The following is a 14,662-nucleotide window of genomic DNA, read 5'->3' on the forward strand; positions in this document are numbered from 1 at the left end:
TCCGCGCGGCTGTGGCGCCGCCGTTCCCGCGTGGGCGCGGACGGCGGCGCGAAACGAAAGAAAAGGCGACTCGCGCTTTCGTTTTATCGAGGCGGCGACGTGGGAGGGCCTTCAGGCCCGACGCGGTTCGCTCCGATCGCCCCGATCGCCGCATCCCGCGGCACCCTTGCAACCACAGCCATGGACACTTTGTCCTGTGGCAGTTTGCCGCACGCCCGCCGCGCGGCCGCGGGCGTAGGATGCCGCGCATGAACGCTTCCACGCCCCCCCGTGCCGTTCTGAGCGGCACGCCAGGCTCCGGCCTGATCGTCGACGACGACGAGACCTACGCCGCCACGCTGCAACGCAGCCTGGCCCGCCGCGGCATCCAGGCGCGCACCGCCGGCAGCGTGCGCCAGGCGCTGGACCTGGCCCTGCAGCAGGCGCCGTCCTTCGCCCTGGTCGACCTCAAGCTCGGCGCCGATTCGGGCCTGCAGTTGATCCGGCCGCTGCGCGAGTTGCGCGCGGACATGCGCATCGTCCTGGTCACCGGTTACGCCAGCGTCGCCACCGCGGTCGATGCGATCAAGCGCGGCGCCGACGACTACCTGCCCAAGCCGGCCAGCGTCGGCGCGATCCTCGCCGCGATCGGCGTCGACGCGCCCGATGCGGCGGCCGCGCCGGTGCAGGCGCCGGACACGATGATGCCGCTGCGGCGCCTGGAGTGGGAACACATCCAGCAGGCGCTCAACGACACCGGCGGCAACATCTCGGCGACCGCGCGCCTGCTCGGCATGCACCGGCGTTCGCTGCAGCGCAAGCTCGGCAAGCGCCCGGGTCCCGAGCGCAGCGTGGTCGGCCTGTAGCCGAAGCTTTCTGTAGGAGCGGCGCGAGCCGCGACTGCGACGATGCAACTACGACGGAACCTGCGCGATGGCTGCGTCGTCGCAGTCCCGGCTCGCGCCGCTCCTACAGGTCGATCACGAAGCTGGCGTCGCGAGCGGGCGGACCTCTGCTTGCACCTGCTGCTCGCTGCGTTTGCCGTCCGCGTCTTCGAACAGCAGCGTCAGCGCGACCTTTTCGCCGGCGCGCAGCGGCCGCTGCAATCCGATCAGCATCAGGTGATAGCCGCCCGGCGCCAACGCCACCGCGCGGCCCTTGGGCAAGTCCAGCGACGCGACCTGGCGCATGCGCATCATCTGTCCCTGCATCGCCATCTCGTGCACTTCGACGTGTTCGGCCGCCGGCGAACGTGCGCCGACCAGGCGCAGGTCGCGCGCGGCGGTCAGGCGCATGAAGGCGCCGGTGGCCGGTTGTCGCGGCACGGTCGCGCGTACCCACGGCGCGTCGATGGCGACTTGCGCGCCGGTCGCGGACGCGGCGCCGGTCTGCGCGAAAGCGATCGGCGCGCACAGCAGCGCGGCGGCGAACAGGAGCGAATGGCGAAACGGGTTGCGCATGCGCGGCCTCACAGGATCTGGCGGATGTCGTCGACGCACTCGGCCGCGCTCTGCTCATGGCGCAAGGCCATGCGCAGCCGGCCGCGGGCGTCGTAGACGTAACTCAACGCGGAGTGATCGATGGTGTAGGTCGAGCCGGTCGGGACCTTGGCGTAGACCACGCGGAAGGCCTTGGCGGTTTCGGCGATGCGCTGCTCGCTGCCGCTCAGGCCGATGAAGCTCGGATCGAAGGCCTGGGTGTAGGCCCGCAGCACCTGCGGCGTGTCGCGTTCGGGGTCCAGGGTCACGAACAACACCTGCAGCCGCTGGCCGTCGGCGCCGAGCAGTTTTCGGATCTGCGCCGCGCGGGTCAGCGCGGTCGGGCATACGTCCGGGCACAGGGTGAAGCCGAAGAACAGCAGCACTGCGCGGCCGTAGAAGTCCGACAGGGTGCGTTCGCGGCCGTCGGGATCGCTGAGGCGGAAATCGCCGCCGAAGCCGGGGCGCTGGCTCAGGTCGATGCCGTGCAGCCGCAGTTTCGGCTCCTGTTCGCCGCAGGCGCTGAGCAGCGCGGCGGCGCCGGCCGCGGCGAGCAAGCGGCGGCGCGAGGGCAGGGCGGGATGGTCGCGCATGCGCAATCGCTTCGGTGCGGGGAGGCTCGCATTGCAGCACCGGCATCGCGCACGCGGATGTGGCTCAGTGTCGCAGCGGCGTTTTTGCGCGCGGCCGCGGCGCGCTCAGAGATCGCGCACCACCCACTGCCCCGGCAGCGGCGCATCGGCCACTTCCAGCGCCGCCTGCGCCACCTCTTCCGGCGAGCGCCCCGCGCGCCAGGCATCGGCGAGCGCGCGCAGGCGTTCGCGGGTGGCGCGGGTGTAGGCGCCTTCCATTTCGTTCTGCGCATCGGCGGCGAGCTTCTGCGGATACAGCGTGCGCGCGTCCTCGCTGCGGTTGAGCAGGGCGATCAGCCGCGCCAGCGCGGTGCGGAACGTCTCCGCGCCGAGCGCGGTGCGCTGGGTGCGCTGCAGGTGCCACACCGTCAGGTACTCCACCGGCCCGAGCAGCCGCCGCGGCGTGGCGCCGAAGAAATGCCCGGACAGGGCGCTGACCGCGACCGGCCCGGTCGCGTCGGGCAGGCGGGTCGCGCCCCAGGAGCTGAGTGCGCCGCCGGGCAGGTCCATGCGCCGCAGCGCGGTGCCGAAGGTGTCGGCGAGCAGGCGCTGGGCGCGCACGTCGTCGCTCTCGGCGACCACGCCGAGCAGGCGGATGAACAAAGGATAGCGGTCCTCGCCGAGCCGGCGGACCACGCGCTTGAGCACGCTGAGCCGGTACTCCGGGTCGCTGTGCGCGGCCAGCGCCGAGACCAGGCGGTCGGCGGCGGCGCGCAGGGCTTCGGGCGAGGGAGCGGCGTCGGTCACGGGAGCGGGGAACGGCAGCGAAGACGCCACTAGCCTAGCCGAGCGGGCCGGCGCCAGCGACGCGGGCATCCGCGAAGGCCGCGCTCGCGGTCCGGCGGATCATTCGGCGGGGCGCTTGCAGTCGCAGAGCCCGGCCTTGGCCGAGGCTGTCGCCGTCGCGCCGGCCACGGGCATTACCCGGGCGGGTGCGCCCCAGGCGGTCGGCGAATCGATAACTGACGAATCAAACGGTCAGCGAATCCAGCACCGCGTCGGCGCCGCGGTCGGCCGCGGCGGACAGGTCCAGCTGGCCCAGCTCGCGCTCCAGCCCGCTGTCGCCGGGCAGTTGCCGCTCGCCGGCCGCCACGCCGCGCCAGGCATCGGCGTTGAGGGTTTCCTCGCCCGGATCCCGCGCCGGCGGGGCATAGGCCGGAACCGCCTCGGCGACCGCGGCCGGCAGCGACGCGCCCTGCGTCGCCGGTTCGCGGACGCGCAGCGCTTCCAGCGTCTGGCTGTCGAGGCCAGCGCGGTCGATGCGCGAATCGGGGCCGATGCTGCTCATGCGGTCGGGGTGGGCGGATCGCCGTTTCGGGGGATGGACGCAATGTAGCCCCGCGGCCGCGACAGGGCCAACTCGGGGCGACCCTAGGTGTCCGCCGGGTGCCCAGGACGCATTCAGCCGCGCCTCGCCGAGCCGTCGCAAGGCCCGCGGCGATTGCTGACAGCCGCCACTTCCGGCCTGTGCGCCGCGTGCTAGCCTCGATGGCCTTCACCCAGCAGGGCCGCGCATGGCGAAGGACCAGGGCGCCGACAAGACCGAGCCGCCGACCCAGAAAAAGATCCGCGACGCGCGCAAGGAAGGCAACGTCGCCAAGAGCAAGGAGCTGACCAGCACCGTGCTGGTGCTGGGCTGGGTGGTGTGCGGCTGGCTGATGATGGACTTCATGCGGCTCAAGCTGATCCGCCTGTTCGAGGCCAGCCTCAAGGCGATCAACCAGCCCTTCGGCGACGCGCTGCGCGAGGTCGGCGGTTCCGCCTTCGAGACCCTGCTGTGGCTGACCCTGCCGCTGCTGGCCATGGCCGTGTTCCTGGGCGCGGTGGTCGAGTTCCTGCAGGTCGGCCCGGTCCTGTCGCTGGGCAAGATCAAGCCCAGCATGGACAAGATGAATCCGGCCGAGGGCGTCAAGAAGATGTTCTCGATGGACAACCTCGTCGAGCTGGTCAAGTCGGTGATCAAGAGCGCGGCGCTGATCGGCATCGGCGTGTTCGTGATCTACAAGATGCTGGCCCAGCTGATGCTGCTGCCGTACGCGCCGCCGGAGGCGATGGGCTCGGGCATCTGGCACGGGCTGGTGCGGATCGTGGTGTGGACGATCTTCGTGTTCTTCTTCGTCTCCGCCATCGACGTGTGGTACCAGAAGTTCTCCTACCTCAAGCAGTTGCGCATGAGCCGGCGCGACATCCAGCAGGAGGTCAAGGAGAACGAGGGCGATCCGCACGTGAAGAGCCGGCGCCGGCAGTTGCATCAGGAATGGTCGCAGCAGAACATGCTCAACGCCGTCCGCCAATCCAACGTCGTCGTGACCAATCCCACCCACATCGCCATCGCCCTGCAGTACGAGCACGGCATCACCGACCTGCCGATGGTGGTGGCCAAGGGCGAGGGCTACATGGCCGAGGCGATCAAGGCCGCCGCCGTCGAGGCCGGCGTGCCGATCCTGCAGAACATCGAACTGGCGCGCGGCCTGCACGAACGGGTGGCGCTGGACGAATACATCGGCAACGAATTCTTCGAGGCCGTGGCCGAGGTCCTGCACTGGGCCGAGGGCGTGCGCCGGCTGCGCGACGGCGACGACAGCGCGCCGGAACTGCCGCCGCCGCTCGACGACGAGCCGCGCTGACGGAACCTCCCTGTAGGAGCGGCGCGAGCCGCGCCGCGACAACGCAAGCATCGCGGACGTTTCGGCGCAATTGCGTCGTCGCGGTCGTGGCTCGCGCCGCTCCTACAAAAAGCGCATGCCGCGCCGCTACGCCCCGCCGAACGCCTTGTTCAAGGCCTCGATCAAGCCGCGATTGCCGGAGATGCGCTCCAGCACGATCTCGACGTACACCCCCAGCATCAGCAGCACGATCCAGGTCGCCAGCCAGGCCTTGATCGGCATGGTGATGGTGAACACGTTGAGCTGCGGGGCGAAGCGGTTGACCAGGCCGAACGACAGGTCGATCAGCAGCAGCACCACCATCGCCGGCGCCGCCAGCACCAGCAGCGCGGTGGTGAGATAGCTGAACTGGCCGACGAACAGCTCCATGCCGGCCGCGTGCAGGGTCGGGAAGAACGACACCACCGGCCACATCGCGTAGCTGGCCATCAGCAGGTCGAGGAACACCAGGAACGCGCCGCTGGCCATGAACAGCCAGGTCGCGAACTGCGACAGGAAGTTGCCGTGCAGCGAGGCCTGGTGGCCCTGGATCGGGTCGAACACCTGCGCCAGGGTCATGCCGACCTGGGTGTCGATGACGTTGCCGGCGGCGCTGATCGCCCAGAACACCATGCCGAACACGAAGCCGATCGACACGCCGATGAACAGCTCCTTGAGCACGATCGGCGCGAACTGCAGCGCGTTGAGCTGGTTCAGCGGCACCCCGTTCATCGCCACCGGGATCGCGATGATCGCCAGCGAGACCATGAAGCTGTTGCGCACCAGCGGCGGCATGTTCTCGTTGGTGATCAGCGGCAGCATCATGAACGCGCCGAGCACACGCGGCAGCACCAGCCCGAGCGCGAGCAGCAGGTTGCCGCCGCTGTCGATGTCGAGGGTCATCGCATCGCGCCCGCGTCGCGCATCGTCGCGCGCATCAGTGCCGGATCATGCCGGGGAAATCGAGGAAGATGCGGTCGGCGAAGGTGTACAGGGTGCCGCCGATCATCGACGCGGTGACGAACAGGGTCACCACGATCACGGTGAACTTGATCGCGTAGGCGAAGGTCTGCTCCTGCAACTGCGTCGCCGCCTGGATGAAGGCCACCACCAGGCCGACCACGGCCGCGGCCAGCACCGGCGGACCCGACAGCAGCAGGGTCAGCCACAGGGCCTGTTTGGTCAGTTCCAGCATGTCGCCCATGAGCAGGACTCGTTGTTCCGGAGAAAGGGGGCCGGGGACCCGGGTCCCGCAAAAGCCTGGCAGATCTGGCGCACTACGGGTCCCCGGTCCCAGGTCCCCGGTCCCGCCGACTCACCCGCCGTAGGTCAGCACCAGGCCGTGCACCAGCTTGGCCCAGCCGCCGATCAACACGAACAGCAGCAGCTTGAACGGCAGCGACACGGTGGTCGGCGAGAGCATCATCATGCCCAGCGAGAGCAGGATGTTCGACACCACCAGGTCGATGATCAGGAACGGCAGGAAGATCAGGAAGCCGATCTGGAACGCGGCGGTGAGTTCGCTGACGGTGAAGGCCGGGATCACCACGATGAAGTCGTCCACGCCGATGTCGGCGCGCGCGTTCGGCGGCAGCAGGCGCTGGGCGCTGCGCAGGAAGAACGCGCGCTCGGCATCGCTGGAGTGCTTGATCAGGAATTTGCGCAGCGGCTCCTTGCCGGCGTCCATCAGCTGCAGCAGGCGCGCGGCGTCCATCTTGCCGCCGAGCACCGAGGACGGCGTCGGCGCCGGGCGTTTCGCCGCCGCCGCGGGCTGCGCGCCGGCGGGGGCGGTCGCGGCCGCGTTCGCCGCGGGGGCGCTCGATGCCGCCGCCGCGGGCGCGGTGGTGGCCGCCGCCGCGGCCGGCGCGGCGTTGCCCGCGGCTGGAACCGCCGCGCCCGCGGGCGCTGCAGCCGGTGCCGCACCCGTCGCGGTCGTCGCGTTAGCCGCCGGCGGCGTCTGCGTCGCCGCCACCGTGGTCCCGTTCGCGCTGGCGTTGATCGCGTCGTGGGTCTCCAGGATCACCGGATACATCACGTAGATCGACAACACGATCGCCAGGCCGTTGATGACCACGTTCGGCGGCACCTGCTGCAGCCCCAGCGCGTTGCGCAGCAGGCTCAGCACCACCACGATCTTGGTGAAGGACGTCACCATCACCGCCACGAACGGCGCCAGCGCCAGGCTGACCACCGTCAGCAGCACCAGGGCCGGCGAGAACGAACTGAAATCCATGACTCAGCTCCAGGAGAGCAGGCGCACGCCCAGGGTTTCGCCGACCGCGACGATCTCGCCGCGGCCCGCATCGCGCCCGTTGGCGCGGATCACCACGTTGGCGCCTTCCAGCCGCGAGGGCAGGGCGAACACGTAGCCGGGCTGGAAGCCGGCCAGGTCTTCGTAGCGGCATTCCAGCCGGCCCAGGTCGAATTCCAGGCGGACCGGCACGTCCGGCCCGGTCGCGGCCTCCGGCGCGTCGGCGGCGGATTCGGGATCGCTCATCGCAGATGTCTCCTGGTGCGTGGAAAGGGTCAGGGGCGCGCCGTCGATGCGCCAGCCGTCGGCGACCGGCGCCAGCGGCCAGGCCAGCCCGGGCGCGAGCGCGCGCACCGGCGGCGGGCGTTGGTAGTTGCCGATCACCAGCACGTCGCCGGCGCGCAGCTGGCGCCATTGCGCGTAGCGCAGGCTCGGGCCGTCCCAGCTCAGCGTCACCGGCACCGGCAGCTGCGACCAGTCGCGGTACTGCTCGCCGTCGCCGCGCGCGCGCTCGAACGGTTCGGCGCGCAGCAGCAGCCGGTCGACCCAGCCCGGCGGAATGCGCAGGTGGCCGCGCGAACGCGCCTGGCCGGCACCGTCGAGGATGCGGAAGCCCAGCCACAGCCCGTCGTCTTCGCCGCCGCGCGCCTGCAGCTCGCGCAGCGAGGCGGCGCCGTCGTCGACCACCGGAATCAGCGCCACGTCGAGCGCCTGGCTGAGCTTCATCAGTTGCGATTCGTGGGCCAGGCTCCAGGCCAGCACGCGCGAGCGGCCGCGATAGCCGCTCCAATGCAGGCCGGTATCGGCGTCCAGCGCCAGGCCGCTGTCGAGCTGCAGCCGCACCCGCGCGCCGTCGCCTTCCAGCGTCACCGTTTCGCCGTCGATCGGCCCGGCGCGGAAGAACTCCAGCCAGCCGCCGCCTTCGCGCAGCGGCCAGCGCTGCGGCGCGCCGAAGAACGCGCACAGCGCCTGCGCCTGCCACAGCGGCAGCGCCGGCACCTTGCCGCGCAACGGCTGCGCGCGCGCGGCGAGGTCTTCGCCGGCGCGCGCCGGCGCGCCGATGTCCGCTTGCGTATCAGCCATGGCCCAGCGCCACCTTCATCAGTTCGGGCAGCGAGCGTACCCCGAGTTTGTTCATCATGTTCGATCGATGCAGTTCCACGGTCTTGACGCTGATGCCGAGCACGTCGGCGATGATCTTGTTCGGCTTGCTCGCGACCACCAGGTCCATGACCTGGCGCTCGCGCGGGCTCAGCCGGGCCAGGCGGTCGTCGCCGGCCTCGCCGCCGCCGGAGTGGCTGCGGGCGTGGGCCACGGCGGCGCGGATCGCCTCGATCAGCGCCTCGTCGCCGAAGGGTTTTTCCAGGAAGTTGGCCGCGCCCTTGCGCATCGCCTCGACCGCCAGCGGCACGTCGCCGTGGGCGGTGACGAACACGAGCGGCAGGCCGATCCCGCGCCGGCGCAGCTCTTCCTGCAACTGCAGCCCGCTCATCAGCGGCATGCGGATGTCCGAGACCAGGCACTGCGCGCCGCCGCCGTGGCGCTCGTGGCCGTAAGCGTCCAGGAACGCCGGCCCCGACGCGTACGCCTGCACCTCGAACCCGGCCGTCTCCAGCAGCCAGGCGGTGGACTCGCGGAAACCGTCGTTGTCGTCGACCAGGTAGATGCGGGCTTCGCTCATGGCGCGTGGCCTCCGGTGCTGCGCGCGCCCGGCAAGGCCGGGCCGCGGCGCGGCGCGAGGATCGTGGGAGCGGGTGGATGATGAGCGGACATATCGCGAGAGTTCTCGGTTCAGCGCGCCGGCGCGGGCGCGGAGGGAGCCGATTGCTGGGGCACTTGCACTACGTCGCCGCGCTCGTGCTGTTGCAGGAACAGGCGTTGATTGGCGTCGTAGACCTTGTCGAAAGACTGCTCCAGCGGCTGCCGGGCCGCATCCGTGGTTTTCGCGTCGCTGCGCAGGCTGGCCGGATCCGACGGGTCGCCTTGCACGACGAAGATGCGACGACCGACTTCCCCGGACTTGGGGTCGACGCTGAACACCACCGCGTCGGCCCGTTCGAACTGGCCGCGGTGATCGCGCTTGGTTTCCGCGAGCAGGCTCGCGGCGACGCGTTCATGCTCGCCTTCGGCCGCCGGACGGCCCGCCTTTTCGTACGCTTCCTGGGTTTTTTCGAGGATCTGCCGGTAAAGCGCGTGGTCCTGATGATCGGGCGCGCGCGGATCGGGCGCCGGTTCGACTTGCAATTGGGGCCCCGTTTCGAACCGGCTGCGGTTGCGATCCCAATGTTCGTGATCGTTCTTCCGGTCCCAGGCCGCATTGTCCTGGTAGTCGTACTTGCGCAGCGCCATGTCCGGGCCGAGCAGGTAGTAAGTGACGTCGTCGCGGTCGCTGAACACCTTGCGCGCGCCGCTCCAGTCGTTGTCCGACGGCAACTTGTTGATATCGCGGGCTTCGTCCTGGTCGGAGGTGGACGCCGTAGCCACGATCGACGGCGGGTGGTTGTGCACCACGCCGACCACGCGGTCGTTGCCGCCGGCCGCCGCCAAGGCTCGGCCCAACGGCGCCCGGTCGGTGTGGCCGGTGCCGAACAATGGCGTCGCTTTCAGTTCCCCGCTGTCGTCGCGATACAAGACCGCGACGTACTCGTTTTGCTTGTAATCGGGCTGCGAAAGGATCCGGTGCGTGACCTCTGACGCCAGGGCGTCGATCCGGTTTTGGTCTATGGGAGTCGGGACGGTCGACATGGGAATCCTTTCCTCAGGGAACGAGTTCGATCTGGCGATCGCTGTCGATCTTGAACCGGACCCTACCGCGCTTGTCGGCGTTGTTGTACGGCACGGTGAATTCGATCGTGCCCCGATCGCACCGCATCCAAGGGCGATCTTGTACCGCATCGGGCGGGAATTCGCGGTTAATCTCGCGCAAGGCGAGCGCGTCCAGGGCGACTCCGTCGATGACCAGGGCGCTCAGGCCGGAACGCTGTTCGCGGGCGTTGTCCGAGGTGACATAGCCTTCCACCACGACGTGCCGCCGCTTCAAGCCGGGCGAGTCCCGGCAGGACATCTTGAAGACATAGTCGATATCGTCCGCCGCCGCGGGTTCGGCGACGACGATGTCCTCCAGCGCCTCGGGCGCCGGTGGCGGGTTGGAGCGCGCGTGCGCGCAGGCGCAGCAAAGCGCAGCGATGCACGCCAGGAGGGCCGGTCGGAGCGCGCGGGCGGAATTCACGAACGAAACGGTCCTGAAGGCTGGGCGGGCGCCGGGCGCGAACGCCGCCCGCCCCGAGGGGAGCCACGATATAACCCGGCGCTCGGCGCCGACGGTCGTGATCTTTGTCATGTCCTGCCTGCCAGGGGCGTTCGAACCCGGGACCAGCCTAGCGCGCGCAACCCTCATCCCCGCGCCTCGTAACGCGGCAAGGTAAACCCGAACACGCTGCCGCCGCCCTCGCGCGGTTCGAAGAACAGCCGGCCTTCGTGGTACTCGATGATCGAGCGGCAGATCGCCAGGCCGATGCCGAGGCCGTCGGTCTTGGTGGTGAAGAACGGCGAGAACAGCTGGTCCTGCTCGGCCGCGCTGAGGCCGGCGCCGCGGTCGCAGACGCGCACTTCGACCTGCTCGTCCAGGTTCAGGCGCGCGTCGATGCGCAGTTCGCGCCGCTCCGGGGCGATCTCGCGCATGGCCTCGATCGCGTTCTTGACCAGGTTCAGCAGCACCTGCTCGACCATGACCCGGTCGGCGAACACCGGCGGCAGCGCCTCGGGCAGGCCCAGTTCGATGCGCAGGTCCAGGCGCTCGGCTTCCAGCCGCAGCAGTTCCAGCACGGTCTCGGCGATGCGCGCCAGCTCGTGCGCGTCGCGCCGCGGTTCGCGCGCGCGGACGAACTCGCGCACCCGCGAAATCACCGCGCTGGCGTGCTCGGCCTGGGTCCGCGCGGCCTGCAGCGCGCGCTCGACCTGGACCGGGCCGCCGGCTTGTTCGACCAGGCGCAGACTGCCGTTCACGTAGTTCATGATCGCCGCGAGCGGTTGGTTCAGTTCGTGCGCGAGGGTCGCGGCCATCTCGCCGACCGACATCATGCGCGAGGTGAACAACAGCTTCTCCTGGCGGCTCTTGTGCGAGGCCAGGGTCTCCATGCGTTCGCTGATGTCGACCGCGGTGAGCACGTCGGCGGCCGCGCCGGCGTGCTCGGCCCGGCCCCAGTGCAGCGCGTACCAGCGGCCGCTGTGCGGGGCGCGCACCTCGCGCGGGCGCGCGCCGTCGCGGGCCTCGCCGCGCAGGCGCGCGAGCAGCGCCTCGCGCCGCTCGTGCTCGGGCAGTTCGCCGAACTCGGCGCGGTAGCGCGCGTTGGCCGCGCGCAGCGCGCCGTCTTCGGCGAACACCGCGCAGGCGAACGGCACCGCGGCGAGCAGGCCGGCGTCCTCGCGCGCGGCGGCGGAGTCGGCCGCCGCAGCGGCCTTGGGATCGGGCTTGGATTCGGTCGGAGAGACCGTGCGGGAACCGGCGGAGCGCGAGCGGGCCATGCCTCAGCGTCCCTCGCGCCGCGGCCCGGCGGCGTGAAGCCGCGCGGGGCTGCTAGGGTATGTCGCCGCGCGCCGCCGCCGCAGTCGCGCGGCGGGTCGTTCGTTTCGTCCGTTCTTGAACCGGGTTGCGCACTCAATCGCCATGCCGACATTGCCCTTGCTGCGTTCTGCCGTTCGCCTGTGCCTCATCGCCGCCTGCGCGCCGCTGGCCGCGCTGGCCCAAGCCGCCGCGCCGGCCGCGAAGCCGGCGGCGGCTGCCGCGCCGGCCGCCGCTGCGCAGCCGCCGTCGCTGTTCCTCGAATTTGTCGCGATCGTGCTGCCGGTGGCGGTGGTGCTCGGCGGCCTGGTCGCGGTGCTGTACTTCCTGCGCAAGCGCCACGGCCTGACCGCGCGCGATGCGCCGCTGACGGTGCTGCAGGTCCTGCCGATCGGCCCGCGCGAGCGGATCGTGGTGCTGCGCACCCGCAGCGGCCGCGCGCTTGCGGTCGGCGTGGCCGGGCAATCGCTGAACCTGATCGCCGAACTGGATCCGGCCGACATTGCACCGGCGGCGGCCGCGCTGGGCGCTGCCGTACCGGCCGCGGCCGAGCAGACCGTTGCATCGGCAACCGTCGCCGCGACCGCGGTTCCCGCCTCGCCCGCGACCTCCCCCGCGGAGCGCGAATCGTGAGCGTTTCGCGCTTACGTTAGACGAATGCGTCGGTGCAATTGCGCACGAGTTCACAAAAACAACGACGAATGCGGGCGAAATTTAGCGCCGGGGAATGAAGAACGCGTGAGTTCATGCGCGCCGCGCGCGGAACCGGCTCGTTCACACAAGAGATGACAAATTGCACTTAGTATCGGCCGTCCGGACCGGCATCGTGTCGAGGACAGCGCCATGCGTAGGTGCTCAGGGATACATGGCAAAGCAGTGACGGCCTTCGACGTTTCATACTGCCTAGCCGATCACATGGCCGCTGCGCGCGGATCGCTTGCGCGACGCGGGGCGGTCGCCGCCGCGCCGGCCCCGGCCGGGCGCGAACCCGCGGGGAGCGGGATTTCCTAAGGGTTTTCGGGGCGAACGAATGCGTGGACTGCTGACTTCCTGGATGGCCACCGCCTCCGGCGCGCAACCGCGTCGGCGCGCGGGTTACAGCGACGTGGTGCTGGCCTTCGCCGCGGTCACCATCATCGGGGTGATGATCCTGCCGCTGCCGCTGGCGATCATCGACACCCTGGTCGCGGTCAACATCGCCATCGGCTTCGGCCTGCTGCTGATCGCGCTGTACATCCCCACCCCGGTCGCGTTCTCCAGTTTCCCCAGCGTGCTGCTGCTGACCACGCTGTTCCGGCTGTCGCTGTCGATCGCCATCACCCGCTCGATCCTGCTGGAAGCCAACGGCGGCCACATCGTCGAAACCTTCGGCAGTCTCGTCGCCGGCGGCAACCTGGTGGTCGGCTTCGTGGTGTTCCTGATCATCACCGTGGTCCAGTTCATCGTCATCGCCAAGGGCGCCGAGCGCGTGGCCGAGGTCGCCGCGCGCTTCACCCTGGACGCGATGCCCGGCAAGCAACTGTCGATCGACTCGGACCTGCGCGCCGGCCTGATCGACAAGGACGAGGCCAAGCGCAAGCGCCGCCTGCTGGAAGTGGAAAGCCAGCTGCACGGTAGCCTCGACGGCGCGATGAAGTTCGTGAAGGGCGACGCCATCGCCGGCATCGTCATCATCATCATCAATCTGCTCGGCGGCCTGGCCATCGGCGTGCTGCAGAAGGGCATGCCGCTCGCCGACGCCACCCACACCTATTCGATCCTGACCATCGGCGACGGCCTGGTCTCGCAGATCCCGGCCATCCTGGCGACGATCGCCGCGGGCCTGGTGGTGACCCGCACCGCCGGCGACGAGGACGACCGCCACCTCGGCGAGTCGATCACGCGCCAGGTCTCCGGCCAGCCGCGCGTGCTGCTGATCACCGGCTTCCTGGCGTTCGGCATGACGTTCGTGCCCGGCTTCCCCAAGCTGGTGTTCCTGATGCTGTCGGTCGTGCTGCTGGGCTTCGCCGCCTGGCGCTATCGCCACCATCACCCGGTGCTGCGGCGCGCGTTCAAGGTGCCCGAGGGCGAGCGTCCGGCCGAGGAAAAGACCGTCAACGAGGACGAGATCGCGCCGCCCGCGCCGCTGCAGCTGGAGCTGGCGCCGTCGCTGGCGGCCGCGTTCGGCGAGCACGCCGCGCGCACCCGCATCGTCGAGATCGCGCGGCGCCTGCGCGAGGAATACGGCGTGCCGCTGCCGGTGCCGGCGCTGAAGATTTCTCCCGACCTCGACGGCGACGACGGCCTCGGCGGCTATCGCCTGACCGCGTTCGGCGCGCGCCTGGCGTTCGGCCGGCTGTCGCCGAACGCGCAGTTCCGCCCGGCCCGCGCCGGCGACGCCAACGCGCCCAAGCTGCCGGGCTTCTTCCCGCCGCTGGCCGGCGAATGGACCGGCCAGGCCGGCGCCGACATCCGCGACGGCCTGGCCACGGTGAGCGAGCACTGCCGCGCCGCGCTGGAGCGGCGCCTGGGCAGCTTCATCGGCATCCAGGAAGCCTCCAACCTGTTCGGGCGGATGCAGCGCGACTATCCCGATCTGGTCAAGGAAATGCTGCGCGTGGTCGCGCCGCAGCGCGTGGCCGACGTGCTGCGCCGGCTGGTCGAGGAAGGCGTGCCGATCCGCAACCTGCGCGATGCGTTCGAGGCGATCACCGACGTCGGCGGCCGCGAGAAGGACGTGGTCCTGCTGACCGAATACGTGCGCGTCGCGCTCAAGCGCGAAATCGCCGACCGCTACGCCGACGGCGAACGCACCATGCAGGTGCTGCTGATCCATCCGGAACTCGAAGACCGCCTGCGCCAGTCGGTGCGCGTGGCCGGCGGCGCGACCCAGCTGGCGATCTCGCCGGAACTGGCCGGGCGGCTGGGCGCGGAGGTGCGCTCGCACCTGGCGCGACAGGGCGAAGGCATAAAGCCGGTGCTGTTGTGTTCACTGGACGTTCGCCGCCACCTGCGCAAGCTGCTGGAGATCGATTTCTTCGAACTGCCGGTGTTGTCCTACCAGGAACTCGCGCCCGATCTGCGGATCGTGCAGGCAGGCCAGGTCAACGCCTGAGGAGAATGAGCATGCACAGCGC

Annotated in this window: 16 protein-coding genes; 4 read left to right on the forward strand and 12 right to left on the reverse strand. The window is 70.3% G+C overall.

Translation table 11 applies throughout. From position 1 onward, the window contains the following. Window positions 1–248 precede the first annotated feature (248 nt). A complete protein-coding gene (locus tag RDV84_RS07815) occupies window positions 249–845 on the forward strand; it encodes a response regulator transcription factor (RefSeq protein ID WP_057949576.1) in 597 nt (198 codons plus the stop codon). A 114-nt stretch (window positions 846–959) separates the two neighbouring features. Here the strand turns inward: RDV84_RS07815 and RDV84_RS07820 are convergent, their stop codons facing one another. The 4 genes from RDV84_RS07820 to RDV84_RS07835 all read right to left on the reverse strand — a co-directional run bounded on the left by RDV84_RS07820 (window position 960) and on the right by RDV84_RS07835 (window position 3,377). Then, window positions 960–1,439 carry a copper chaperone PCu(A)C gene (locus RDV84_RS07820; RefSeq protein WP_309152990.1) on the reverse strand — a complete coding sequence of 160 codons (480 nt, stop codon included), beginning with the start codon at window positions 1,437–1,439 and terminating at the stop codon, window positions 960–962. A gap of 8 nt (window positions 1,440–1,447) precedes the next feature. Next, on the reverse strand, window positions 1,448–2,050 hold the full coding sequence (locus RDV84_RS07825) for an SCO family protein (protein WP_309152991.1): 603 nt from the start codon (window positions 2,048–2,050) through the stop codon (window positions 1,448–1,450). A 105-nt stretch (window positions 2,051–2,155) separates the two neighbouring features. Beyond that, window positions 2,156–2,836, reverse strand: coding sequence for a hypothetical protein (locus tag RDV84_RS07830; RefSeq protein WP_057949574.1), 681 nt, complete (start codon window positions 2,834–2,836; stop codon window positions 2,156–2,158). Between the two features lie 223 nt (window positions 2,837–3,059). Further along, entirely contained in the window at window positions 3,060–3,377 is a 318-nt protein-coding gene (locus RDV84_RS07835; RefSeq protein ID WP_123646223.1) for a hypothetical protein, read from the reverse strand. A 226-nt stretch (window positions 3,378–3,603) separates the two neighbouring features. On the opposite strand from RDV84_RS07835, the gene sctU reads away from it, so the two are divergent. Next, on the forward strand, window positions 3,604–4,716 hold the full coding sequence (gene sctU / locus RDV84_RS07840; RefSeq protein WP_057949572.1) for a type III secretion system export apparatus subunit SctU: 1,113 nt from the start codon (window positions 3,604–3,606) through the stop codon (window positions 4,714–4,716). Between the two features lie 126 nt (window positions 4,717–4,842). On the opposite strand, the gene sctT is transcribed toward sctU, so the two are convergent. From sctT to RDV84_RS07880, 8 genes are all read right to left on the reverse strand, one after another. Beyond that, window positions 4,843–5,637, reverse strand: a complete 795-nt coding sequence (gene sctT, locus RDV84_RS07845; protein WP_078997028.1) for a type III secretion system export apparatus subunit SctT — start codon at window positions 5,635–5,637, stop codon at window positions 4,843–4,845. Window positions 5,638–5,671: 34 nt separating this feature from the next. Beyond that, complete coding sequence (sctS, locus tag RDV84_RS07850) at window positions 5,672–5,938, reverse strand: type III secretion system export apparatus subunit SctS (protein WP_057949570.1); 267 nt, start codon at window positions 5,936–5,938, stop codon at window positions 5,672–5,674. Between the two features lie 111 nt (window positions 5,939–6,049). Beyond that, entirely contained in the window at window positions 6,050–6,967 is a 918-nt protein-coding gene (locus RDV84_RS07855) for an EscR/YscR/HrcR family type III secretion system export apparatus protein (protein WP_309152992.1), read from the reverse strand. 3 nt (window positions 6,968–6,970) lie between these two features. After that, window positions 6,971–8,068, reverse strand: a complete 1,098-nt coding sequence (gene sctQ, locus RDV84_RS07860) for a type III secretion system cytoplasmic ring protein SctQ (RefSeq protein ID WP_309152993.1) — start codon at window positions 8,066–8,068, stop codon at window positions 6,971–6,973. Continuing rightward, window positions 8,061–8,666, reverse strand: a complete 606-nt coding sequence (locus RDV84_RS07865; protein ID WP_309152994.1) for a response regulator transcription factor — start codon at window positions 8,664–8,666, stop codon at window positions 8,061–8,063. Before RDV84_RS07865 ends, sctQ begins: the two co-directional genes overlap by 8 nt. Window positions 8,667–8,776: 110 nt before the next feature. Beyond that, window positions 8,777–9,730 (reverse strand): XVIPCD domain-containing protein, encoded by a 954-nt coding sequence (locus RDV84_RS07870; RefSeq protein ID WP_309152995.1) that lies wholly within the window; start codon window positions 9,728–9,730, stop codon window positions 8,777–8,779. A 13-nt stretch (window positions 9,731–9,743) separates the two neighbouring features. Then, window positions 9,744–10,325, reverse strand: coding sequence for a hypothetical protein (locus RDV84_RS07875; RefSeq protein WP_309152996.1), 582 nt, complete (start codon window positions 10,323–10,325; stop codon window positions 9,744–9,746). Window positions 10,326–10,378: 53 nt separating this feature from the next. After that, the gene (locus RDV84_RS07880) at window positions 10,379–11,509 is read right to left on the reverse strand and encodes a sensor histidine kinase (RefSeq protein ID WP_309152997.1); all 1,131 of its coding nucleotides are present in this window, start codon (window positions 11,507–11,509) and stop codon (window positions 10,379–10,381) included. A 157-nt stretch (window positions 11,510–11,666) separates the two neighbouring features. Between RDV84_RS07880 and RDV84_RS07885 the strand changes: the two genes are divergently transcribed. Then, on the forward strand, window positions 11,667–12,179 hold the full coding sequence (locus tag RDV84_RS07885) for a flagellar biosynthetic protein FliO (RefSeq protein ID WP_309152998.1): 513 nt from the start codon (window positions 11,667–11,669) through the stop codon (window positions 12,177–12,179). A 421-nt stretch (window positions 12,180–12,600) separates the two neighbouring features. After that, window positions 12,601–14,640 (forward strand): FHIPEP family type III secretion protein, encoded by a 2,040-nt coding sequence (locus RDV84_RS07890; RefSeq protein ID WP_057949563.1) that lies wholly within the window; start codon window positions 12,601–12,603, stop codon window positions 14,638–14,640. The last annotated feature ends 22 nt before the right edge of the window (window positions 14,641–14,662 follow it).

It is taken from the genome of Lysobacter yananisis, from assembly GCF_031199375.1.
Lineage (GTDB): Bacteria > Pseudomonadota > Gammaproteobacteria > Xanthomonadales > Xanthomonadaceae > Lysobacter > Lysobacter yananisis.